This is a genomic window from Phyllobacterium sp. NPDC097923, assembly GCF_044760925.1.
GTDB classification, from domain to species: domain Bacteria; phylum Pseudomonadota; class Alphaproteobacteria; order Rhizobiales; family Rhizobiaceae; genus Phyllobacterium; species Phyllobacterium calauticae.
In genome coordinates, this window is the sequence record NZ_JBIWBL010000004.1 from 1 (window position 1) to 23,099 (window position 23,099).

The window sequence follows — 23,099 nt, forward strand, 5'->3', positions numbered from 1 at the left end:
TTCCTTTAGGGCGCATTCAGCAACCGCCAGCGGCGCCCCGCCCTCGTTGTGTCGGTATATAGACCCCACCAACCAAAACTGTCAACACGCCTTTTCCAAAAAAACGCACAAAACAAAACTTTCTCAAATCAGCCAAGCAACCCCTGGGGATAACTCAACCGACACCACACCAAGAAGCCAGCAAATACGGGAATTCTGCTCCCAGACAGGGGAAATGTGACAGTTATAATCCGTTAACCATAAGCTGTTTTCCGGTTCCCCGGCACGGAAATATCAGTTTTTTCCGCGATGAAGATGAGCGGGCCAGCCACATGAACCGACTCAGGGCGTGAAAACAAACAGCCCGGCTTGAGACCGGGCTGTTGCATTCAGAACAGGGTGGGCGTTTTACCCCTTGTTCTTGTTATAGACGTCAAACACCACGGCCGCGAGCAGGACCAGCCCCTTAATCACCTGCTGCCAGTCGATGTTGACGCCCATGATCGACATGCCATTGTTCATGACGCCCATGATGAAGGCGCCGATGACGGCCCCCATCACCTGCCCGACACCGCCCATCGCCGACGCGCCGCCAATGAAGACGGCGGCGATCACGTCGAGCTCGAAGCCGAGACCGGCCTTCGGCGTTGCCGTGTTGAGGCGAGCCGCAAAGATCAGCCCGGCCAGCGCGGCCAGAACCCCCATATTGACGAAGGTAAGAAAGGTCAGCCGCTCCGTCTTGATGCCGGACAGCTTTGCCGCCTTCTCGTTGCCGCCCATGGCGTAGATACGCCGCCCGACGGTCATGCGTTTCGTCACGAAAACGAACAGGGCGATCAGCAGCGACATGACGATCAGGACATTCGGCAAGCCCTTATAGGAGGACAGCAGATAAGTCAGGAACAGGATGATGCCGGCGATGATCAGGTTCTTGGCGGCAAACAGAGCAAACGGCTCGCCCTGATAGCCATGCTTCTCGCGCTTGGCCCGGCCGCGCAGGCTGAAATAGATCATCGCCGCCACGAGAAGGATGCCGACCAGCATCGAGGTGATGTTGAAACCGGCGCCACCGAAGACGTCGGGAATGAAACCGGAGCTGAGCAACTGGAACTGCGGCGGGAACGGTCCGACGGACTGGCCGCCAAGAAGCCACAGGGCCAGCCCCTTGAAGACGAGCATCCCTGCCAGGGTCACGATGAAGGACGGTATCTTGTGATAGGCGACCCAATAGCCCTGGGCCGCGCCGATGAGGCCGCCCATGATCAGGCACAGGATTGTCGCCGGTATATAATGGATATGCCATTGCACCATCATCACGGCGGCAAGCCCACCGACAAATCCCGAGACCGACCCCACCGACAGATCGATGTGACCGGCGACAATCACCAGCAGCATGCCGAGGGCCATGATGATGATGTAGCTGTTCTGCAGGACGAGGTTGGTCAGGTTGACCGGGCGGAACAGCGTGCCGTTCGTGGTGAACTGGAAGAACAACATGATCAGGATCAGCGCCAGCACCAGCCCGTATTCGCGCAGATTGCCCTTCATGGGCGACCCGTCCGTCTTGGCTTCGGTTTTCGTCGGGGTTGCTGCGGTTTCAACAGTCATGATGTTTTCCCTTCGGCACGGATAATGGCGCGCATGATCTTTTCCTGGCTTGCTTCCTTGGCTGGCATTTCGCCGACGATCCTTCCCTGGTTCATCACATAGATCCGGTCACAGACGCCGAGCAGCTCCGGCATTTCCGACGAGATCATCAGCACGCTTTTGCCCTCGCTCACCAGCTGGTTGATGATGGAATAGATTTCATATTTTGCCCCGACGTCGATCCCGCGGGTCGGCTCGTCCAACATCAGCAGGTCCGGATTGGCAAAAAGCCATTTCGACAGGACAACCTTCTGCTGGTTGCCGCCGGAAAGGTTGCCGGTTTTCTGATAGATGCTGGACGAGCGGATATTGGTTTTGCGGCGGTATTCATTGGCCACTTTCAATTCCGCCATATCGTCCAGCACACCACCATGCGACACAGCGTTGAGGTTGACGATGGTGGTGTTGTGCTTGACGTGGTCGATCAGATTGAGCCCATAGGTCTTGCGATCTTCCGTGACATAGGCGATGCCGTTTTCGACGGCCTTGCCGATGGTCGAGACATCCACCTTCCTGCCCTTGATGAAAACCTCGCCGCTGATCTTGCGGCCATAGGCCTTGCCGAAGACACTCATGGCAAATTCGGTGCGCCCTGCCCCCATCAGCCCGGCGATCCCCACGACCTCGCCTTTGCGAACGTTGAGATTGATGCCGTTGATGACGGTCCGGTCGCTGTGAACGTGATGGTGAACCACCCAGTCCTTCACTTCAAAGACGACGTCGCCAATATCCGGCTCGCGCTGGGGAAAGCGATCCGCCAGCTGGCGCCCGACCATGGAGGTCACGATCCGGTCCTCGGAGATCGCGTCCTTGTCCAGCGTTTCGATCGTCGCCCCGTCGCGCAGCACGGTGATGCGGTCGGCAACCTTGCCGACTTCGTTCAGCTTGTGGGAAATCAGGATCGACGAAATACCCTGCGCCTTGAATTCCAGCAGCAGTTCAAGCAGCGCATCGCTGTCCTTTTCATTCAGACTGGCTGTCGGCTCATCGAGAATGAGCAGTTCGACCTCTTTCGACAGGGCCTTGGCGATTTCCACCAGCTGCTGCTTGCCGACGCCGAGATTGGTGATCAGCGTCTGCGGATCTTCGCGCAGGCCGACCTTCTTGAGCAGCGCACGCGTGCGGGTTTCCGCAGCATGCCAGTCGATAATGCCGAATTTTGCCGGTTCATTGCCCAGGAAGATGTTCTCGGCAATGGACAGAAGCGGCACAAGCGCCAGCTCCTGATGAATGATGATAATGCCTTTCGCTTCACTGTCGCCGATATCGCGAAAGTGCTGTTCCTGCCCGTTATAGTGAATTTCACCCTCATAGCTGCCATGCGGATAGACACCGCTCAACACTTTCATGAGGGTTGATTTTCCCGCACCGTTCTCGCCGACGAGCGCGTGAATCTCGCCCTTGCGGACATTCAGATTGACATTGTTGAGCGCTTTCACCCCGGGAAAGGTTTTGGTGATATTGCGCATTTCGAGGATAGTATCCATGCAGATCCTCATCGACGCCTGCGAGCAGCATTATAGGCTCAGACGGCGTTTCTCTTGGCAAACTTATAGAAACCCAGCGGTCGCACACCAGCGGAATATTCTTGGCAGGTATCACGACCGGCGTAACAACAAACCCTGCGCAATGATGCGCAGGGTTTGCCGGATATCCAAGACTTATTTGATCTGGGCTTCGGTGTAATAACCGCCGCCAATCAGGATTTCCTTCCAGTTGGTCTTGTCCACTTCCACCGGCTTCAGGAGATAGGATGGAACAACCTTGACACCATTGTTGTAGGTTTTGGTGTCGTTGATCTCCGGCTGCTCGCCCTTCAGCACCTTGTCGATGACATTCGACGTTACCTTGGCCAGTTCACGCGTATCCTTGTAGATCGTGGAATACTGTTCGCCGGCGATGATCGACTTCACAGAGGGAACTTCGGCATCCTGCCCGGAAACAAACGGGAACGGCTGGTCCTTGGTGCCGTAGCCGACACCGCGCAGCGACGAGAGGATACCGATCGACAGGCCATCATAAGGCGACAGAACGGCGTTGACCTTCTTGTCCGTGTAATAGGCGGAAAGAAGATTATCCATGCGAGCCTGGGCGACCGCGCCATCCCAGCGCAGCGTACCGACTTTGTCCATACCAGTCTGGCCGGACTGGACGACGAGCTTGCCGCTGTCGATCAGAGGCTGAAGCACGGACATGGCGCCATTGTAGAAGAAGAAGGCGTTGTTATCGTCGGGTGAGCCGCCGAACAGTTCGATGTTGAACGGGCCCTTTGCTTCGGGAAGACCAAGTGCCTTCACGAGCGATCCGGCCTGCAGGACACCAACCTGAAAATTGTCAAACGTCGTGTAGTAGTCGACATTGCCGGAATCGCGGATCAGGCGGTCATAGGAAATGACCTTGATGTTCGCATCATGCGCCTGCTGCAGCACATTGGACAGCGTGGTGCCGTCGATGGCCGCGATGACCAGAACCTTCACGCCCTTGGTGACCATGTTTTCGATCTGGGCAAGCTGGTTTGGAATGTCATCTTCCGCATATTGCAGGTCGGTGGTGTAGCCGCGTTCCTTGAGCGCCTTCACCATATTGTCTCCGTCAGCAATCCAGCGTGCGGAGGATTTCGTCGGCATCGAGATGCCAACGGCGCCCTTGTCCTGAGCAAAACCCTGCGTACCCATCGCAGAAAGCGCGATCAGGCCTGCAGCAACCATCTTAAACATTTTCACTGGTATCCTCCCAATTTCCCTAATGGACGCTATTTTAGTCGAGCATGTTTTCCGGGCGGAATCGTCTTCGTATCAGCCTCCAGCTCCTCCCAGAGCACGATCCTTGCAACACTTATCTCAAAAGTATGACTTTTGGAATAGTCCTTTCGAACCACAGCAAAAAGTCTTTCCCGGCGGGCCACCAGCACAATCAGAAAACCGAGCTCGCAACCGTTTACATCGATATAATACTATTATAGTATTTTTCAAAAATCACTCGCTAAAAGTCAAGAATGAAGTGAAGCGGCGCTTGCTTCACACGACAATTCCCCGGGAGGACAGACGTGAATTTGGTTCAATTGCTCAATGCCAATGGGAAGCGGCAGGTTGCCGCGCGGGTGGATGATACGTTCCGGCACGTGAAGCGGACCCGGTCGATTCTCGAACTCGCGCACGCCGCCATTGAAGCCAAGACCTCCCTCTCCAGGATCGTCGAAGAGCGCGGGCTGGGCAAAGTGCTCGATATTGAGGCCGCCTATGCCGAAGGACGGTTGCTGTCGCCCATCGATACGCATGATCCGGCCCACATCCATCTGACGGGAACGGGCCTGACCCATCTTGGATCCGCAGCGACGCGCGATGCCATGCACCGCAAGATCGATGATGCCAAGGAAGAGACCCTGACCGATTCGATGAAGATGTTCCGCATGGGTCTTGAAGGCGGCAAACCCAGAAAGGGACAGACCGGCGTGCAGCCGGAATGGTTCTACAAGGGCAATGGCACGATGCTCGCCGGGCCGGGGCAGCCGCTTTTGTCTCCAGCCTTTGCCGAAGACGCCGGCGAAGAACCGGAGATTGCCGGTATCTATGTGATCGGTTCCGACGGCACGCCGTTCCGCATCGGCTTTGCACTCGCCAATGAATTCTCCGATCATGTCACCGAGCGCGTCAATTATCTCTTTCTGGCTCACTCCAAACTGCGCCCCTGTTCCCTGGGACCGGAGTTGATCGTCGGTGATCTGCCGGCCGACATTCGCGGCAGTTCGCGTATCCTGCGCAACGGCAAGACGATCTGGGAAAAGCCTTTCCTGTCCGGTGAGGACAACATGTCCCACACGATTGCCAATCTCGAACATCATCATTTCAAGTATCCGGTTTTCCGCCAGCCCGGCGATGTCCATGTCCACATGTTCGGAACCGCAACGCTGTCCTTCGCCGATGGCATCAAGACAGAGAATGGCGACGTCTTTGAAATCGAAGCCCCCGCCTTCGGCCTGCCCTTGCGCAATCCGCTGAAAATACAAAAGCCGGTAAAGGTGAAAGTGGCTACACTTTAAGGTGCAAAACTGCCAGACAGGTCCGCACGCCCTGCCCGCAACAATAATCGGTACAGATGATGACAATGACGCCGTCCGTTTTCGCACGCTATCCCGGCCTGTCCGGCAAGCCAGTTTTCATTTCCGGCGGTGCGACGGGTATCGGCGAGATGATCGTCCGCGCCTTTGCGGCGGAAGGCGCCAGGGTGGGATTTATTGATCTTGCCGAAGCGGAGGGCAGGAAACTTGCTGACGAACTGAATGCCTCAGGCGGCAACGTAACATTTCGTGCCGCCGACGTGACGGATATTGGTGCCTATCAAAGGACAATCCGCGCAATCGAGGACATCCAAGGCGCGACAACGGTTCTCGTGAACAATGCCGCCAACGACACACGCCATGACTGGCGTGAGGTGACACCGGAGTATTTCGATCAGCGCATTGCGGTGAATCTGCGCCATATGTTTTTCGCCATCCAGGCAGTTGCGCCGGCAATGATTGCCGCGGGCGGCGGTTCCATCATCAATTTCGGCTCCGTCGGCTGGATGATGGCGTCGGGAGGATATCCCGGCTACGCCTCTGCCAAGTCGGCCGTCCACGGCCTCACGCGCTCCTTTGCCCGCGATCTTGGCAAACACGCTATCCGCGTCAACACGCTCGTGCCCGGATGGGTGATGACCCAGCGCCAGCTCGATCTGTGGGTCGACGATGCGGCCAATGAATTGATTGACCGCAGCCAATGCCTGGCTGGACGGGTCATGCCGGATGATATCGCCCGCATGGTGCTGTTTCTCGCATCGGATGATTCCAGAATGTGTTCCGCCCAGAACTTCATCGTCGACGGCGGATGGGTCTAAGGCTCTAGTCCGGGCCCGAGGCTGCGAGGACGCGTTCGGCGCCATCCTGAATAACGCCGCGCATGGCTTCCTTGGCCGCCGCCACGTCCCGGTCTCTGATGGCATCGGCGATGGCCCTGTGCCGTGCAACCGAATGCATGTGACGCTCTGTGTTGGGTATGGGCGAGCTGATCGTGAAGGTTGTCACCAGCGCCACCTCGATCAGGGCACTGATCGAGCGCATGAACGGATTGCCTGAGGCTTCCGCAATGGCAATGTGGAACTGCAGGTCGCTATGAACAAAATGGGCTGGCGATTCCCGCGTGCTGCCCATCTGCTCAACCCATTCGTAGAGCTTGGCAAGCTGCGCTTCGGTGCGCCGCAGTGCGGCAAGACCGGCAGCTTCCGGTTCCAGCGCCAGACGCATTTCCACGATGCTCGACAGGAAGGCGGCGCTGGCACCGGCCTCGAAATGCCAGACGAGAATATCCGGATCGAAAAGGTTCCAGTTGGAGCGCTCCAGCACGCGGGTGCCGATCTTGGCCTTGGGCTGGATGAGCCCCTTTGCTGCGAGGGTCTTCAACGCCTCGCGCAGAACGGTGCGCGACACGCCAAAGCGCTCGAGTAGTTCCGCGTCCCCCGGCAGAATGCTGTTCTCGGGATAGGACCCGTTGACGATCCGCAGGCCAAGATCGCGCATGACGTGGCCGTGATGCGTACGCGAATGACCCGCCGTACGAAAATCATAATTGCTGAGTTCGTTTTCGACCAATTGTATCCCTGTGACTGGCGATTTGCTTCTTGACGCTGAAGCAAATATTGATCGGCTCCACGTGCTTCGTGGACGCAGTCTGCTTCGCCAGTTCCTCCCTGACCACTATTTATAATATTATATGATCAATAACAATTCTCAATCTGAACAACACACAAATCCGCTGCCGCTTGCCATAGGCGCTACCCTTGAAATCCAGCCGCCCCGCCGGTCAATTGCCCTCCGCTGCGCAGATCACGCCGGAAGTCCGATGGGGACATGCCGGCAATATTGCGGAACGACTTGTTGAAGGCGCTGAGCGAGCCAAACCCGCTGTCCATCGCGACCTGCAGCACATTCGCCCTGTCCTGCAGCAGCATGGCCTGCGCGTAGGACAGCCTGAGAAGACTCACATAATTGTTCAATGTCATGCCGGTCGATTTCTTGAACACGCTCATCGCATATTTGGGATGAAGCCCCGCCGACGTGGCTATGTCGATCGAGTCAATATCCTGCAGAAAGTTGCCTGCTATAAAATCACACATCCGCGCAACCGCCCTGGACGACTGCTGACTGGATGGCTCACCAGCAGACATATTCGGGCAATCAGGCACCAGGCTATAAGGCTCGAAGCCAATGCGTTCGATCCGCAGAAGCAGTTCATTGACCGCATGTTCCGCCTTCACCGGATCCCCCGACTGGGCATAGCTATACCATCGCGTAAAGTTTTCCCTATCGGCCGCGTCGGTTGCAGCGGTGACAAGGGTTGCACCCTGCATCAACCGACTTGGCACACTCTCCGGCAGACGCATGCGAAAGAAATACACGAGCGGCAGATGCGCGCCCGCGTAAATCGAATCGTCGGAGGATTCGTCCATCCGGTGCGGCTGACCGCCCCAGAACAGGCACATGTCACCCGCATTGAGGCGGATTTTGTGATCCTTCATCCGATAATGCACGGAACCGCGAATGACGTAGTTGACCTCGACCTGTGCGTGCCAATGCGGCATGGCCATGACGAGCGGGTGATTGTGAAACATTTGCAGGGCTGTCGGCAACCCTTCGACACTGCTCGCCCCTGGCTGATAGATCGGCCTTTCTCCCATCTTACTTTCCGCCCAATTCATGTTCCCTTTGTGAGAGACAGGCGCTCCCTTGCCGCTAGTGTAGCCATGTTCGCAAAGATCGGGCAATTGAAAAGGGAGGATTTTCAATGAGCTTCAAATTTCTTGGCGCGACAGCACTTGTCGCAGCATTGGGCATGGGTTCGGCGACCGCTTCGGCCCAGCCAACCGAAATTACCGTCTGGAGCTGGGATATCGCGGCTTCTTCCCTGAAAGCATCGCTGGAAGGCTTCAACAAGCAGTTTCCGGATATAAAGGTGAATGTTCAGGATCTTGGCAACAACCAGGTCTTTGACAAGACACTCGCAGCCTGTGCTGCAGGCGGGGGTGGCCTGCCGGATATCGTCACGATCGAGAATTACAAGGCCGAGATTTTCTGGAACCGCTTTCCCGATTGCTTCACCAATCTGAAGGAACTTGGCTACACCAGCGACATACAAGCCAAATTCCCGGATTTCAAACGGACCGAGCTGGAAGCCGGGGATGTCCCCTATGCCATGCCATGGGACTCCGGTCCCGTCGCCGTTTTTTACCGGCGCGACTATTACGAAAAGGCTGGCGTGGATCCCAAGAGCATAGTGACCTGGGATGATTTCATCGCCGCCGGCAAGAAAATTGCCGCTGCCAACCCCAGTGTTGTCATGGCTCAGGCGGACTTCAACGGCGACAGCGAATGGTTCCGTATGATCTCCAACGAGCAGGGTTGCGGCTTCTTTTCCGCCGATGGCCAGACCATCACGATCAACCAGCCCGCATGCATTGCCACGCTGGAGAAGATCAAGCAGATGAAGGACGCAGGCACGCTCACGGCGGCCAACTGGGACGAAAAGGTTCAGGCCAATACCGCCGGCACCGTCGCAAGCCAGCTCTATGGCGGCTGGTATGAGGGTACCATCCGCACCAACTCTCCCAAACTTGCCGGCAAATGGGGCGTCTACCTCATGCCAAGTCTTACACCCAACGGGGCCCATGCGGCCAATGTCGGCGGTTCGTCATTGGCAATCAGCAGCGGCTCGCCGAACAAGGCAGCGGCCTGGACCTATCTGAATTACGTCCTCGGCACCGATGAGGGACAGATCACCATGCTCAAGAACTTCGGTCTTGTACCCTCGCTGCTCAGCGCCGAGAAGCAGCCCTTCGTGTCCGAAGCACAGCCCTATTGGGGCGGGCAGGCAATCTGGACCGATATTCTTGGCACATTGCCAAAGATTGTGGCCGGTCGCGGCACCGCGTTTCAAGGTGATGCAAACGGCATCTACAAGGCAACCCAAACCAAATATTTTGCAGGAGGATATCCCGACGCAAAGGCTGCGCTGGATGATGCAGCAAACCAGATTGCATCGGCAACAGGACTGCCAATCGCTCAATGAGCTTGGCGCCAGACAGGAGTGGGAGCGCCTGTCCGGCATCCCGTTGGAAGACCTGACTATCCGTCGTGGAGGACAATCGATGCAGCTGCGCAACCGGGCCGCCTATGGGTTCCTTGCCCCCTATCTCATGATTTTTGCGGCCTTCTGGATATGGCCGATCATCAGCTCATTTCTGATGTCGTTTCAGAACACCCGTGTGAACCCCTGGGTTTTCAGTTTTGGCGCCAACTGGGGCCGTCTGTTCAACGATCCCGCCTTCTACAATGCGCTGAAGAACACGATGATCATCCTGACCGTTCAGGTTCCGGTGATGATCACGCTGGCGACCGTCATGGCAGTGCTGCTCAATTCTCCACTCCTCAGAGCACGCGGCCTTTTCCGCTTTGCCTTCTTCGCACCCATCGTGGTCGGTGAAGTCGCCTATGCCGCCGTGTTCCGTCTCATGTTCAATCTTGATTTCGGTGTCATCAACAAGCTGCTGAACAGTGTCGGCATAGCTTCGATTTCATGGTTTGCGGACGCCCCCGCGGCCATGGCGCTTCTTATCATCGCAGTGACATGGCGCTGGGCCGGATACAATGCGATCCTCATTCTGGCCGGGCTTCAGTCCATCCCCGGCGACGTCTACGAAGCCGCAACGCTGGATCGCGTGGGCAAGGCCCGGCAGTTCATCTACATCACACTGCCGCTTCTGAAGCCGATCATCCTTTTCTGTGTCATCCTGTCGATCATCGGCTCCATGCAGCTCTTCACCGAGCCGATGCTGATCACCAACCGTGGCGGACCCGGCGGCGGCACGGAAACCCTTGGGCTATTCCTGTACAGGCAAGGCTTCACCTCGCTCAATTTCGGCTACGCTTCGGCGATCGCCTACACCATGGCGGCGCTGGCGGTGCTGATTTCGCTGCTCAATCTTTGGATCGGGAGGGACGAGAAATGAAGTCTCAGTCACGCTCGACCCTGGTCCGCTCGCTGGCACTGCATGGCGCCCTCATCCCGCTGGCGATCATCTGGCTGTTTCCGCTCTGGATGATGTTCGTGTTCGCGACGATGCCGGACTCCGGCATTTTCAGCGCGCAGATCGAACTTCTCCCATCCACGCATTTTCTGGAGAATTTCAGCAATCTGCAGGCGGATACGGATTTCATCCGCGCCCTGACAATCTCCATCGGCGTCGCGATCATCTACACAATCCTGTCGGTCCTGCTCACCTCCATGGCAGGCTGGGCCCTGGCCCGGTACCAATTCGTCGGCAAGTCGCTGGTCATCGCGATCATTCTCGGCACGATCACCCTGCCCTATTTCGTCGTGGTGATCCCGCAATTCATCATGGTGGCGCGGGAGTTCAAGATGGCGAACACATGGATTGCGCTCATCGTCCCGCCGCTCTTCAATTCGCTGGGCGTGCTGTTCATGCGGCAGGCCTTTTCCATGATGCCGGCTGAACTCTTCGATGCCGCGCGGGTGGAAGGGGTCAAGGAATGGCAGATCTTCCTGCGCATTGCCCTGCCTCTGGCACGGCCTACCATGGCGGCACTCGCGATCATTCTCTTCCTTGCATCCTGGAACAATTACCTCTGGCCGCTGCTGATCAATTCCCGGCCGGGCATGCTGACCGCTCCCGTTGCGCTCGGAACATTGATCGGTCTCACCAAGGTGTCGTGGGGCGGCATCATGGCCGGGGCCGTCATGCTCACGGCCCCGATCCTCGTCATTTTCATTCTTCTGCAGCGCCACTTCATCGCCGGCATCGCCGCCGGCGCCATCAAATAGGGAAACGCCGCATGGCCGAACTTTCACTCAGGAATGTCATCAAACGTTTCGGTTCCTACGAGATCATCCGCAATGCCAGCCTTGATGTGGCCGATGGCGAGTTCGTCGTCTTCGTCGGCCCCTCCGGCTGTGGCAAGTCCACGCTCTTGCGCATGATTGCCGGCCTTGAACACATAACGGACGGCGAAATCCATATCGGTGATACGCTGGTCAATGACGTCGAGCCTGCCGACCGCGGTATCGCCATGGTGTTCCAGTCCTATGCGTTGTACCCGCACATGACGGTCGAGCAGAATCTCGCCTTCGGCCTGCGCATGACCGGCAACCCCAAGGCCGATACGGATCGCCGCGTCCGGAAGGTGGCGGACATTCTTCAGATCAAGGAGCTGATGCAACGCCGCCCGAAGCAGCTGTCAGGCGGACAGCGCCAGCGCGTTGCCATCGGCCGCGCCATCGTCCGCGAACCACGGGTTTTCCTGTTTGATGAACCGCTTTCCAACCTTGATGCGGAGCTGCGGGTGCAGATGCGCGTCGAGATTTCCCGCCTGCACAAGGAACTGGGTACGACCATGATCTACGTGACCCATGACCAGACCGAAGCCATGACGCTGGCAGACAAGATCGTGGTGCTGCGGGGCGGTAACATTGAACAGATCGGCGCACCGCTCGATCTCTACGACAACCCATCCAACCAGTTTGTGGCCGGTTTCGTTGGGTCGCCGAAAATGAACTTCATGAGCGCCGAGGTTGTTGCGGCGAATCCTGACAGCATCACCATCACCCTCGTAAATCAGGGCAAAATCCGTCTCACCCTGCCCATGAACAATCCGCCTCCTGCAATCGGCGATAAGGTAACGCTCGGCGTGCGTCCCGAGCACTTCACCAAGGCGGGTCAGGGGGATGCCGACATGACCGTCACGGTGGATGTTGCCGAACATCTCGGCAACACCAGTTACATCTACGCCAACGTCGCCGGCGGCGAACAATTGATCATCGAGCGTGAGGAATCGCGCAACGAACTCAAGACGGACACGCTGACCATCGCCATCAAATCCAGCCACGCCCTGCTGTTCGACAGTGCAGGAAACAGGCTTCGATAAACCGGACTTCGCTTTTCCGGTCACACTCCCGGTGGCCGCAACTCACCCAAAGAGGATCAAGCATGACTGACACACCAACGATCCGCTGGGGCATTATCGGCCCCGGCACCATAGCGCGCACCTTTGCCAGTGGCGTTGCCCATTCGGCAACGGGAAAGCTCATCGCGATTGCCTCGCGCAATCCGGACAAGCCGGAACTCGCGGCCCATTTCCCCGGCGCCCGCATCGTCAGTGGCTATGAAGCATTGCTGAATGATCCAGAAATCGACGCCGTCTATATCGCGACGCCGCACACCGGCCATGCCAAATGGGCGATCAAAACCATCCGCGCCGGCAAGCATGTGCTCGTTGAAAAGCCCATTGCTCTCAGCGCCTATGACGCCGATGCGATCTTCCATGAAGCCCGCAAGGCAGGTGTGTTTGCTGGTGAAGCCTTCATGTACCGGGTTCACCCGCAAACCGCCAAACTGATCGAACTCGTCAAAAGCGGTATCATCGGCGATATCCGTATCATCCGATCAAGTTTCGGTTTCAACATGGGCAGCGTCAAACCGGAGCACCGGTTGTTCGCCAATGAGACGGCAGGCGGCGGTATCCTCGACGTCGGCTGCTATCCCGTTTCCATGGCACGGCTGATTGCGGGCAGCGTCGAAGGCAAACCATTTCTCGAACCGGAATCTGTTGCAGGCGCCGCTCATCTTGGCCAGACAGGTGTCGACGAATGGGCGTCTGCCCTGCTTAAATTCCCGAACGGTATTGTTGCCGAGGTCTCCTGCTCGATCATGGCGGAGCAGGACAATACACTTCGTATCATCGGCGCACAGGGCCGCATCGAGGTTGGGGATTTCTGGTATGCCTCCGGTCAACAGGGCGGCACGGGCAAGATCGAGATTTTCCGGCCCGGCGGTGTGCATGAGACTATCGAAGTAGTGGAAGACCGCTGGCTTTATGCCTTTGAGGTGGATGCGGCAGGCAGTGCCATCCGCGAGAAACGGCAGGAATTTGCACCACCCGGCATGAGCTGGGCGGACTCGCTCGGCAATCTGCAGGTGCTGGATCAATGGCGTGCTTCTATCGGACTCGAATACAGCATTGAAAAAGCTGCCAAACGAACAACCACAATCTCCGGCAATGTGCCTGTGCAAGGCAAAAGCGTACCCAAGAGGGCAATCCCGGGTCTTGCGAAACCTGCATCATCCGTGGCGCTCGGATTTGAGTTCTTCCCGAATTTTGCCGCCGGTTCCCTGACCCTGGACGCCTATTACGAGGCAGGCGGCAATCTGTTCGATACGGCCTATATCTATGCCGGGGGAAAGACGGAGGAAATCTTCGGCGACTGGCACACCAGCCGCTCCGTTCCACGGGAGGATATTGTCCTCATCGGCAAGGGGGCCCATTCGCCGCTCTGCTATCCCGATGCCATTGGCAAACAGCTCTCCCGGTCGCTTGACCGCCTGAAGACTGATCATGTCGACGTCTATTTCATGCACCGCGACAACCCCGATATTCCCGTCGGCGAATTTGTCGACGCCATGGATGCCGAGGTTCGGGCAGGCCGGATTCGCGGCCCGTTCGGCGGGTCGAACTGGACGCGGGAACGCATGGACGAGGCTATTGCCTATGCGGCGAAGAACGGCAAGACAGCACCCGGTGCCCTGTCGAACAATTTCTCGCTCGCCGAAATGCTGGACCCGATCTGGGCCGGTTGTGTCGCAGCCTCGGATGAGGATTGGAAAAAGTGGCTGAACGCGAAGCAGATGCCGAACTTTGCCTGGTCAAGCCAGGGGCGCGGCTTCTTTACCGACCGCGCAGGCCGTGACAAGCGGGACGATGAGGAGCTGGTTCGCGTCTGGTATTCCGACAAGAACTTTGGCCGGCGTGATCGCGCCATAGAACTGGCAGGTAAACTCGGCCGTAATCCCATCCACGTGGCTCTCGCCTATGTGCTTGCCCAGCCCTTCCCTGTCATTCCGCTTATCGGCCCCCGGACACTTGGCGAGCTTGAAGACAGCCTTTCGGCACTCGACATCAATCTGACCCCGGATCAGGTGAAATGGCTGGAAGGATAGGCGTGGATGTGGCAAGCAGGAGGATAAAATCAGCAAGGGGGAAGCGATGAAGTATTCGGCATGTATCGAGTGGTTGTTCGCTCCCGAGTCGCCTGATTTCGCCAACCGCATCCGCCTGGCAAGGGATGCCGGGCTTGACGCGGTCGAGTTCTGGAAATGGACGGAAAAGGACATACCGGCGGTCGAAAAAGCGCTGGCTGAGACAAAACTTGCGTTGTCCAGTCTCGTCGCGGAGCCAATGATTCCGCTGACCGATCCTGCGTCCCATGATGCCTTTCTGGTTGGTCTGCGGGCCAGCGCCGAAATGGCGAACCGGCTGGGTGCCAAGGTGCTCATCGCGCAGGCCGGGGATGATCTTCCCGGCCGCACCCGCGCCGAACAACATCAGGCCTTGGTCGATTGCCTGACACAGGCGGCCGATGTGCTGGCTGGAACCGGCGTTGTGCTGGGGCTTGAACCACTCAATACCCTCATTGACCACAAGGGCTATTTTCTTCATTCAACGGTTGAAGGCCTTGATATTATCGATGAAGTAAACCGTCCGGAAATCCGGATTGTCTACGATATCTACCATTCTCTCGTCATGGGAGAAGCGACGGCAGAGGTGCTCAAAGACCGGATCGACCACGTTGCCCATGTCCATATTGCTGACCATCCCGGCCGCAATGAGCCCGGCAGCGGCACACTGGAATTGTCAAAATCCCTGCATTGGCTGTTTGACAACGGCTACAATGGATTTGTCGGGCTGGAGTACCGGCCAACCGCCGACACACAATCGAGTCTGGAGATGACGTTCCGCACACTTGGCCCACGTTAGAAGCGTGTTTTGCTATTGAAGTGCTGAGGGGGAAGCGGGTAAGCATGGATCGATCCTTGCTTCCTGCCTGCTGGCCATCAACGCATGGTTTTTGGCAACACCAAAGAGCGGATCAGACATGAAGGATGCCGATATCCATGACCGATCCGCGCAAACGTCACACCCTGCCAACCATTGCGGATGTCGCCGAACTGGCGGGTGTCTCCCGCGCCATCGCGTCCCGGGCGCTGTCAAGTGAACCAAGGCCCGTCTCGGCAGACAAACGGGAGCGGGTATTGGCAGCGGCTGCCAAGCTTGGCTTCAAACCCAACCTCCTGGCGCGGAGCCTGACCACGAAGACCGTCAATCTCGTTGCCGTCATCGTCAACCACATCCATGATCTCTCGGACCTTGACCTGTTCGATCTCCTGATCAGCCAGATCCAGTCCATCGGCAAACAGGTGATCTTTGTCCGCGTCGGCTCGGCCGAACGAATAGACGAGTTCCTGCGCAACGGCATTGCCTATCACGTCGATGCAGCCCTCGTGTTTTCGGATTTCGCCGATGCGGAAACGGTGCGGAAAATGTTCCGCAACGACAGCGTCCTGATGCTTAACGGCATGCGGGATGTGAGCTCTCCCGCCATCATTCCCGATGAGCAGGTGGGGATTGCCGCAGCGGTCACTGATGCGCGAAACAAGGGCGTGCGCAGTGCACTCCTCGTGACTGGCCGGTCCGCCTCGCCGGTCGAACAGACGCGCATCGCCGTCTACAAATCGGAACTGCAGCGCCAGGACATCAGGCTGGTCGCAGAACTGCGTGGTGACTATTCCTACCAGAGCGGCCGCCATGTGGCATCCTCGTCCGATTGGCAAACAGCGGACGCGGTGTTCTGCACATCCGACGCGATGGCCATGGGTGTTCTCGATGTGCACCGGAACGACTTTCCGGACAACCGGCCGCGGACATTCCGTCTCTACGGCTTCGACGACGTGACCCTGGCGGAATATGAGGCCTATCCGATTTCATCCATCGGTTACGACAAGGCCGCCTATATCGATGAAATCCTGAAGTTTCTGCGGGAACCAGCCCTGTTCAACGCGGGCGAGAAACTCATCCAGGTGCCGACCTATTTCGTCGCGCGGTCAAGCTCCTGATCGAGAAGCAAAGGCCGGGAACGATGCCCGGCCTTTGACTCGAAGTTACCAGAGCGGCGTCAGCGCTGGCGGGTTGGATTTTTCGCCCCACCACTTCTTGTAATTCGCATCATAGGCGCCGGACTGGATGTAGTCGGAGACGAACATATCAAGCCAGCGGACGAATTCCGGATCGCCCTTGGCAACGGCAATGCCGATCGGATCGTTGGAATAGAGGCCGGGCAAGGTTACCAGATTGTCGTTCTTGGTGGCGAGATAGTCGAGCAGCGACGAATCTTCGATGGCCGCAGCGACGCGCTTCTGCTGCAGGAGCAGCACGCCATCGGGCGAGAAATTGTCGGTATAGACCAGTTCCGCCGTCGGCACGCTCTTCTTCAGGAAGCTTTCGCCTGTCGTGCCGCGGCCGACAACCACCTTCTTGCCGGCCAGATCTTCCAGCTTGGCGATGCCCGCATCCTTCTGCACGATGACGCGCAGGCCGGCACGGTTGTAGGGAATCGAGAAATTGACGGTCTTGGCGCGTTCTAGCGTCGCGGAGGTATTGGCCACCACGATATCGAGCTGGCCGGAGACCAGCATGGACACGCGGGCATCGCCGGAAACGTCGGTGAACTCGACGGGAACGCCAAGCTTGGCCGCCAGCATGGTTGCCACATCGACATCATAGCCGACCGGATTGTTCTTGTCGTCGCGGAAACCGATGGGCTCACCACCCAGCGACACGCCGATGCGGACCTTTCCCTGCGCGCGAATGTCATCAATCTTCCCGGCATGCGCCACGCCGGTAAAAGCCAGTGCACCGGTCAGCGCGAGTGCTGCCAATTTTCCAATGAACCGTTTCATGAATGTCCCCTTTGTGTTGTTTGTTGCGGATCATATTTTCGGGCAAGCCGGCGTTCGGGTTCCTCCATCCCGGCTTCCCAGAACCAGTATTTGATTTCATCGTCGCAGCGGAAACTTGCCACGTCGTGATTGCCCTTGGCGTCGATGGCATGAATGACGACACCAGCCAAGAACCCCGTGGTCAGCTGTGCGAGGTCTTCCATCGCCATATCGACCGCTGCGCGCAAGGAATGGCCGAAGCGCATGGCGAGCACGATGCTGCGGGCCGTGCCGCAGCGGATGGTCATTTCACCCGTATGGGTGCAGGCCGCGGCACCATAGCGGCTGTCCGCATAGAACCCGGCACCGGCGATGGGCGAATCGCCGAGCCGCCCCGGATATTTCCAGGCCCAGCCCGAGGTGGAGGTGACCGCGTGAATGCCGTTGGCGGAATCCTTCGACAGGAAAACCGTGGTATCGCGGACGCGCTCCGGGTCGGTAATGGTGCGGCTCAAGGGGGCGAGCGGAATATCTGGAAAGGCTGCCAACTCCTCCGGCGTCAATTCCTTCTGCAGCCGCTCCCACCAGACGCGTTTGCTGTCTTCATATAACGTTTCATCGAGGGGAAAGCCGATTTCCGTGGCAAAGCGGCGGGCACCATCGCCGGTCAGCATGACATGCGGTAATCGTTTCATCACCGCATGCGCGAGCGCGGCGACGGGCAGCGTATCGGGAACCGCGCCGACGGCGCCAACATCCCGCGTCGTGCCATCCATCACACCCGCATCGAACTCCATGCGCCCGAGCATGTTGGGCCAACCGCCGAAGCCGACACTGCGGACCTTCACTTCGCGCTCGACTTCGCTGATACCGGCGACCATGGCGTCAAGGCCATGCGCCTCCTGCTTCAGGAGCTCGACGCTCCTGGCAAAACCCGGCCAAGCCTCGTTGTTCGCAATCAGGATCATTGTCAGTCTTTACGCATTTTGGAGAGAAACTGGGCGATGCGTGGCTTGGCCATGCCGCCATCGGCTGCAAAAAATTCAGCTGTCGGCAGGTCGACAACGAGCTGTCCCTTGTCGAGAAAGACGATCCGCGACGAGATCGTCCGGGCAAACTCGATTTCATGCGTGACGAAAACCATCGTCGTTCCGTCGCGGGCGAGCTTGGCGAGAATGGCCAGCACATCCGACGTCATCTCGGGATCAAGCGCACTGGTGATTTCATCGAGCAGGAGATAACGCGGCTTCATGGCCAGCGCCCGGCAGATACCGACACGCTGGCGCTGCCCGCCGGACAGCTGTGCGGGAAAGGCATCGGCACGGGCACTCAGGCCAACGGAGTCCAGAAGCGTACGCGCATCGGCTTCCGCCTGCTTGCGCGGTATTTTCAGCACTTCCACCGGTGCCAGCGCAATGTTCTGCACGGCAGTCATATGCGGGTAGAGATTGAAAAGCTGAAAAACCGTCGCCGACCGTTTGCGGGCTTCCGACAGCTCCTTCGGGCGCGACACGTCGAAATCATCAATGGTGATGCGCCCGCCATCGAGCTTCTCCAGGCCGTTCATGCAGCGGATCAGGGTCGATTTGCCCGAGCCGCTGGAGCCGAGAATGGACACGACTTCACCGCTGTGGACATCAAGGTCTATTCCGTCGAGTACGGTCGCAGAACCAAACGCCTTGCGTACTCCTCTCACGCTGATCATTTCAGAGACCTTTCCATGCAGTGTGTGCCCTCAACCGCTTCTCCAGCTTGGCTCCGCCAAAGGCGACGAGCTTGGCCATGACATAATAAAGCCCGCCCACAACAGCCCAGACGATGAATGGTTTCAGCGTGCGCAGATTGAGAATGTTGCCGATCTTCGTCAGGTCCACCACGCCGATCACCGATATCAGCGATGTCACCTGCAGCTGGTTCACCAGAAGACCGGTCAGCGGACCGATGGCAAACGCCATGGCCTGCGGTGCGATGATGCGACGAAGGATTTGCCAGCGCGACAAACCGAAAACCCGGGCAGCCTCGATCTGGTCGCGGCCGATGGACTCGATCGCCGACACGGCAATGACATAGACAAACGCCGCCGTATTGCCCGACAGCGTAATCACTGCGGCCTCGACCGGCGTTACATTGATCTTGGCAAAAGCAGGCAGGCCGAAGAACACGAGAAACAGCTGGACCAGAACCGGGGAGTTTTTCAGCACTTCCGCGACGACAGCCACAACCTGCGCCAGCACGGGAATGCGATAGAACCGGATGACGGCCCATAGAGAGCCGATGAAAAGGCCGATGATTGTCGTTGCCAGGAAAAGCGCGAGGGAAACACCCAGCCCCTGCGCGAGCAGGACGATGTCATAGGAGGTGAACGCCGTATAACGCATCAGGCGGCCTCGGTCTGATCACGGTTGAGATAGCGATGCAACGCGCCGATGCCGAGCGAGACCAGATAGGTCAGGCAGGCATAGGCGACAAGCAGAACCGCATAGATTTCGAAGGGCCGGAACGTATCCGATGCCACGATCTTGGCCGAACCGGTCAACTCGTTCAGCGTGATCGTCGAGAGGATCGACGATGTCAGGATGAGATTGATGAAAACCGAACCCAGGGGCCGCACCGAGGTCCTCAACGCAATCGGCATGACGATCTTGCGGAAGATCGTCGGCTTGGAAAGTCCGCTGACTTCGGCCGCTTCCAGGATGCCGGGATCGATCGACAGGATTCCGGACCTGATCACATCCGAGGTAAAAGCGCCGCCCGCGATGGAAAGTGCAATAACACCCGTGGTGAACGCATCGATGTAGATGCCGATCTCCGGCAGGCCGTAGAAGAAAAAGAACAGCTGGACGATGAACGGAATGTTGCGGAACAGATCGACATAGACATAGGCAATGCGGGAGAGAAGCGGCGACGCGGATGTGACCAGCGCTGCAACGACCGTACCAATGCACAGACTGCCGGCAAGCGCCAGCACGCAAGCCTCAGCTGTCAGGACCGCCCCTTTCATGAGGAAAGGAATGTGCGGTGCCAATATGGTCAGATCAAAGGTCAAACGTCCGTCCAGCACAAAGTGAAACCGGTTTCAGTTTTGCCTATCGCAAGGATGCTGTCAAGCGGTGGCAGCATGAAAAATGAACGCGTGGCTTAGGCGAGGAACTCGGCCCGATGCGGCGAGAAACTGTCGATCAGGCGACCCTTTTCCAGCGCCTTGACCCCATGGACGAGATTGGACGGGACGATGAAGCTGCCACCCTGCTCCAGCACCTGGCTGACGCCGTCAATGGTGACTTCAAAACGTCCTTCTGCAACATAGCTCGCCTGAATGTGCGGATGCGAATGCAGCGAGCCGACCGCATCCTTTTCAAACTGCACTTCCACCAGCATCATATCCGGCAGATAGGCCATGATGCGGCGGCTGACGCCGGGCTCGGTCCTGGTCCATTCAGCGGAATCTTTTGCAACAAACAAAATATGATCAGCCATGTTCACAATTCCTAGTAGCGAGAGACCGGCAACAGCCGGTCCCGATGATTGGCATTGTGACCAGAAGCAAGAGGCGCGGTCAACCAGCCGACCGCGCCGCTTTCACCTAAGCCGCAAGACGGCGGCGATTGGCGATTTCAGCCAGTTTGAATGCACGCTCGAGGCAATCGGCCTGCTCATTGGCAAACCGGTTCTCGACAATTTCCATGATCAGCATGGTATCCGGCAGGAACGTCAGTTCCTCGAAGATTTCTTCCCAGGGAATGTCGCCCCAACCGATCGGCAGATGCAGGTCGCCAATGCCAAGCGCCGTTGCTTCAGCCGGATGATAGAATTTGGTCATGCTGTTGTAAGGACGGCCAAAGCTGTCATGCACATGCAGATGCCCGGTGACCGGTGCCATCGCCTTGATCTGCTCGCGCCAATCGAGACCAAGCCGCGTGCTCTCGATGTAAGCATGACTGAAATCGATCAGGCCGCACACATTGGCACTGCCGATGGTCCGTACGGTTTCGCCGACCTGTGCCGGTGTCTGGCGGTATTCCGCATCGGTGACCGCGAAAATGTTTTCCAAGGCAATCCGCACGCCGTAACCCTTGGCAACCTCAGCCATTTCGGCAAGCGCATCGCGCTCCATCCGGTCGAGATCGGCAATGTGTGACTGGGCCGGCATTTTGGCACTGCCGCTGTGATGCACGAGGATGCCCGCTTCAACGCGATTGCACAGTTCCAGCATCGCGCGGACCACGGCCTTCTGATACTCCAGGCGCTCGCGGTCCATGAAATTGGAGACGATCTGACCGTGAACACTGTAGCGCAGGTCGAACTGACGGGTGATCGCGGTCAGGCGTTCGGCGCGTCCCGGGATAATCCGGCCACCCGAAATGATTTCCTCGCCATAAAGCGACAGCTCGGCAGCATTGGCACCGAGACCGGCGATGGTGCGAAGGGCGTCTTCCAGCGTGTCAAAATTGCCCTTGCCCGTGTAGGTGCAAAAGCCAACGGCAGAAATGGTTGAATCCGAACTCATGTTTGATCCTTTCAAGTCGGGTTATGCGGCCACTGTTTTCGGAGTGGGTTGGCGCGTCGCTGCCGGAGCATCATCAAGGCGCAAACCGGTTTCCTGCGAGAACAGGTGAATATGTTCAGAGGGCAACTGCAGACCTGCAACCGCGCCCTGCTCGAAGAACTGATCTTCCTCAACTGACACCGCAAAGCTCAGCCCGTCAATCTCAACGTGAACGATACGGCCGGAGCCGAGCTCTTCGATGAAATCGACGTTGGCCGGAACACTGTTCACGGTACCGGCAGGAACGAGACGGCAATGTTCTGGACGGATTCCGACGGAAACCGCGGTCCCCGCGTTCTGGCCGCCAAGCACCGGATCGATTGCCTGCGCGATGCCGTCCAGCAGCACATGATCCCCGCCGGCAGCGATGGTCGTATCGAAGAAATTCATCGCCGGCGAGCCGATGAAGGTTCCGACAAACCGCGTGCGCGGACGGTGGTAGATTTCAAGCGGCGTGCCGACCTGTTCCACGTGGCCCTTGTTCATGACGATCAGCTTGTCGGCCAAGGTCATCGCCTCCACCTGATCGTGGGTGACAAAGACAGAGGTTGCCGACAGGCGCTTGTGCAGGCGGCGGATTTCCACCCGCATCTGCACGCGCAGCTTGGCATCAAGATTGGACAGCGGTTCGTCGAACAGAAACACCTTCGGTTCGCGGATGATCGCGCGGCCCATGGCGACACGCTGCCGCTGGCCGCCGGAAAGCTGTGCCGGTTTACGGTCCAGCAGTTCTTCCAGCCCGACGATCTTGGCTGTTTCCGCAATCCGCCGGTCGCGCTCGGCACGCGGAACACCGGCAACCCTTAGGGCATAGCCGATGTTGGCGGCAACATTCATATGCGGGTAGAGCGCGTAGTTCTGGAACACCATCGAGCAACCGCGATCGCGCGGCTCGAGATCGTTGACCACTTTGCCGTCAATGGAAATTTCGCCTGATGTAATCTCTTCAAGACCGGCAATCATGCGCAGCAGCGTAGACTTGCCGCAGCCGGAGGGTCCGAGAATGACGACAAACTCACCGGATTTAAAGTTCAGGTCGACGCCATGCAGGATCTGTGTGCTGCCATAGGCCTTGCGCACATCCTTGATGCCAATTTCAGCCATTGCTACT

The 23,099-nt window shown here is 57.9% G+C and carries 22 protein-coding genes; 9 read left to right on the forward strand and 13 right to left on the reverse strand.

Translation table 11 applies throughout. From position 1 onward, the window contains the following. Window positions 1-387 precede the first annotated feature (387 nt). The 3 genes from mmsB to chvE all read right to left on the reverse strand — a co-directional run bounded on the left by mmsB (window position 388) and on the right by chvE (window position 4,343). A complete protein-coding gene (gene mmsB, locus ACIQWS_RS18420) occupies window positions 388-1,587 on the reverse strand; it encodes a multiple monosaccharide ABC transporter permease (RefSeq protein ID WP_346304881.1) in 1,200 nt (399 codons plus the stop codon). Then, window positions 1,584-3,113, reverse strand: coding sequence for a multiple monosaccharide ABC transporter ATP-binding protein (gene mmsA / locus ACIQWS_RS18425; RefSeq protein WP_403182651.1), 1,530 nt, complete (start codon window positions 3,111-3,113; stop codon window positions 1,584-1,586). The genes mmsB and mmsA overlap by 4 nt, the downstream gene beginning before the upstream one ends. A 174-nt stretch (window positions 3,114-3,287) precedes the next feature. After that, complete coding sequence (gene chvE, locus ACIQWS_RS18430; RefSeq protein WP_288191311.1) at window positions 3,288-4,343, reverse strand: multiple monosaccharide ABC transporter substrate-binding protein; 1,056 nt, start codon at window positions 4,341-4,343, stop codon at window positions 3,288-3,290. Between the two features lie 329 nt (window positions 4,344-4,672). On the opposite strand from chvE, the gene araD1 reads away from it, so the two are divergent. After that, window positions 4,673-5,665 (forward strand): AraD1 family protein, encoded by a 993-nt coding sequence (gene araD1 / locus ACIQWS_RS18435; protein ID WP_403182656.1) that lies wholly within the window; start codon window positions 4,673-4,675, stop codon window positions 5,663-5,665. 65 nt (window positions 5,666-5,730) lie between these two features. Then, window positions 5,731-6,501, forward strand: coding sequence for an SDR family NAD(P)-dependent oxidoreductase (locus ACIQWS_RS18440; protein WP_403182661.1), 771 nt, complete (start codon window positions 5,731-5,733; stop codon window positions 6,499-6,501). A gap of 4 nt (window positions 6,502-6,505) precedes the next feature. On the opposite strand, the gene ACIQWS_RS18445 is transcribed toward ACIQWS_RS18440, so the two are convergent. Continuing rightward, window positions 6,506-7,180, reverse strand: a complete 675-nt coding sequence (locus tag ACIQWS_RS18445; RefSeq protein ID WP_346304924.1) for a FadR/GntR family transcriptional regulator — start codon at window positions 7,178-7,180, stop codon at window positions 6,506-6,508. Between the two features lie 254 nt (window positions 7,181-7,434). Further along, window positions 7,435-8,358: a helix-turn-helix domain-containing protein gene (locus tag ACIQWS_RS18450; protein ID WP_403182665.1), complete on the reverse strand. Its 924-nt coding sequence runs from the start codon at window positions 8,356-8,358 to the stop codon at window positions 7,435-7,437. 86 nt (window positions 8,359-8,444) lie between these two features. On the opposite strand from ACIQWS_RS18450, the gene ACIQWS_RS18455 reads away from it, so the two are divergent. The 7 genes from ACIQWS_RS18455 (at window position 8,445) to ACIQWS_RS18485 (ending at window position 16,620) form a co-directional block, all read left to right on the forward strand. After that, on the forward strand, window positions 8,445-9,725 hold the full coding sequence (locus ACIQWS_RS18455; RefSeq protein ID WP_403182668.1) for an ABC transporter substrate-binding protein: 1,281 nt from the start codon (window positions 8,445-8,447) through the stop codon (window positions 9,723-9,725). Window positions 9,726-9,804: 79 nt separating this feature from the next. Further along, window positions 9,805-10,665: a sugar ABC transporter permease gene (locus ACIQWS_RS18460; protein ID WP_346304925.1), complete on the forward strand. Its 861-nt coding sequence runs from the start codon at window positions 9,805-9,807 to the stop codon at window positions 10,663-10,665. Further along, a complete protein-coding gene (locus ACIQWS_RS18465; RefSeq protein ID WP_403182673.1) occupies window positions 10,662-11,498 on the forward strand; it encodes a carbohydrate ABC transporter permease in 837 nt (278 codons plus the stop codon). The genes ACIQWS_RS18460 and ACIQWS_RS18465 overlap by 4 nt, the downstream gene beginning before the upstream one ends. 11 nt (window positions 11,499-11,509) lie before the next feature. Further along, window positions 11,510-12,598, forward strand: coding sequence for an ABC transporter ATP-binding protein (locus ACIQWS_RS18470; RefSeq protein WP_403182675.1), 1,089 nt, complete (start codon window positions 11,510-11,512; stop codon window positions 12,596-12,598). A gap of 62 nt (window positions 12,599-12,660) precedes the next feature. Next, complete coding sequence (locus ACIQWS_RS18475) at window positions 12,661-14,667, forward strand: aldo/keto reductase (RefSeq protein WP_403182678.1); 2,007 nt, start codon at window positions 12,661-12,663, stop codon at window positions 14,665-14,667. Window positions 14,668-14,713: 46 nt separating this feature from the next. Beyond that, complete coding sequence (locus tag ACIQWS_RS18480) at window positions 14,714-15,484, forward strand: TIM barrel protein (protein ID WP_403182681.1); 771 nt, start codon at window positions 14,714-14,716, stop codon at window positions 15,482-15,484. Window positions 15,485-15,621: 137 nt separating this feature from the next. Continuing rightward, on the forward strand, window positions 15,622-16,620 hold the full coding sequence (locus ACIQWS_RS18485; protein ID WP_346304890.1) for a LacI family DNA-binding transcriptional regulator: 999 nt from the start codon (window positions 15,622-15,624) through the stop codon (window positions 16,618-16,620). 45 nt (window positions 16,621-16,665) lie between these two features. On the opposite strand, the gene ACIQWS_RS18490 is transcribed toward ACIQWS_RS18485, so the two are convergent. The 8 genes from ACIQWS_RS18490 to ACIQWS_RS18525 form a co-directional block, all read right to left on the reverse strand. Further along, window positions 16,666-17,463: a transporter substrate-binding domain-containing protein gene (locus tag ACIQWS_RS18490; protein WP_223614169.1), complete on the reverse strand. Its 798-nt coding sequence runs from the start codon at window positions 17,461-17,463 to the stop codon at window positions 16,666-16,668. Further along, the gene (locus ACIQWS_RS18495; protein ID WP_346304891.1) at window positions 17,460-18,410 is read right to left on the reverse strand and encodes an isoaspartyl peptidase/L-asparaginase; all 951 of its coding nucleotides are present in this window, start codon (window positions 18,408-18,410) and stop codon (window positions 17,460-17,462) included. The genes ACIQWS_RS18490 and ACIQWS_RS18495 overlap by 4 nt, the downstream gene beginning before the upstream one ends. Window positions 18,411-18,412: 2 nt before the next feature. Next, complete coding sequence (locus ACIQWS_RS18500; RefSeq protein ID WP_403182687.1) at window positions 18,413-19,147, reverse strand: amino acid ABC transporter ATP-binding protein; 735 nt, start codon at window positions 19,145-19,147, stop codon at window positions 18,413-18,415. A 1-nt stretch (window position 19,148) separates the two neighbouring features. Continuing rightward, window positions 19,149-19,820, reverse strand: coding sequence for an amino acid ABC transporter permease (locus ACIQWS_RS18505; protein ID WP_346304893.1), 672 nt, complete (start codon window positions 19,818-19,820; stop codon window positions 19,149-19,151). Beyond that, entirely contained in the window at window positions 19,820-20,488 is a 669-nt protein-coding gene (locus ACIQWS_RS18510) for an amino acid ABC transporter permease (RefSeq protein WP_403182692.1), read from the reverse strand. Before ACIQWS_RS18510 ends, ACIQWS_RS18505 begins: the two co-directional genes overlap by 1 nt. Window positions 20,489-20,580: 92 nt before the next feature. Beyond that, window positions 20,581-20,919, reverse strand: a complete 339-nt coding sequence (locus tag ACIQWS_RS18515) for a cupin domain-containing protein (RefSeq protein WP_403182695.1) — start codon at window positions 20,917-20,919, stop codon at window positions 20,581-20,583. Between the two features lie 106 nt (window positions 20,920-21,025). Then, a complete protein-coding gene (locus ACIQWS_RS18520; RefSeq protein ID WP_346304895.1) occupies window positions 21,026-21,949 on the reverse strand; it encodes a sugar phosphate isomerase/epimerase in 924 nt (307 codons plus the stop codon). 21 nt (window positions 21,950-21,970) lie between these two features. Further along, entirely contained in the window at window positions 21,971-23,092 is a 1,122-nt protein-coding gene (locus ACIQWS_RS18525) for a sn-glycerol-3-phosphate import ATP-binding protein UgpC (protein ID WP_403182698.1), read from the reverse strand. Between the last annotated feature and the right edge of the window lie 7 nt (window positions 23,093-23,099).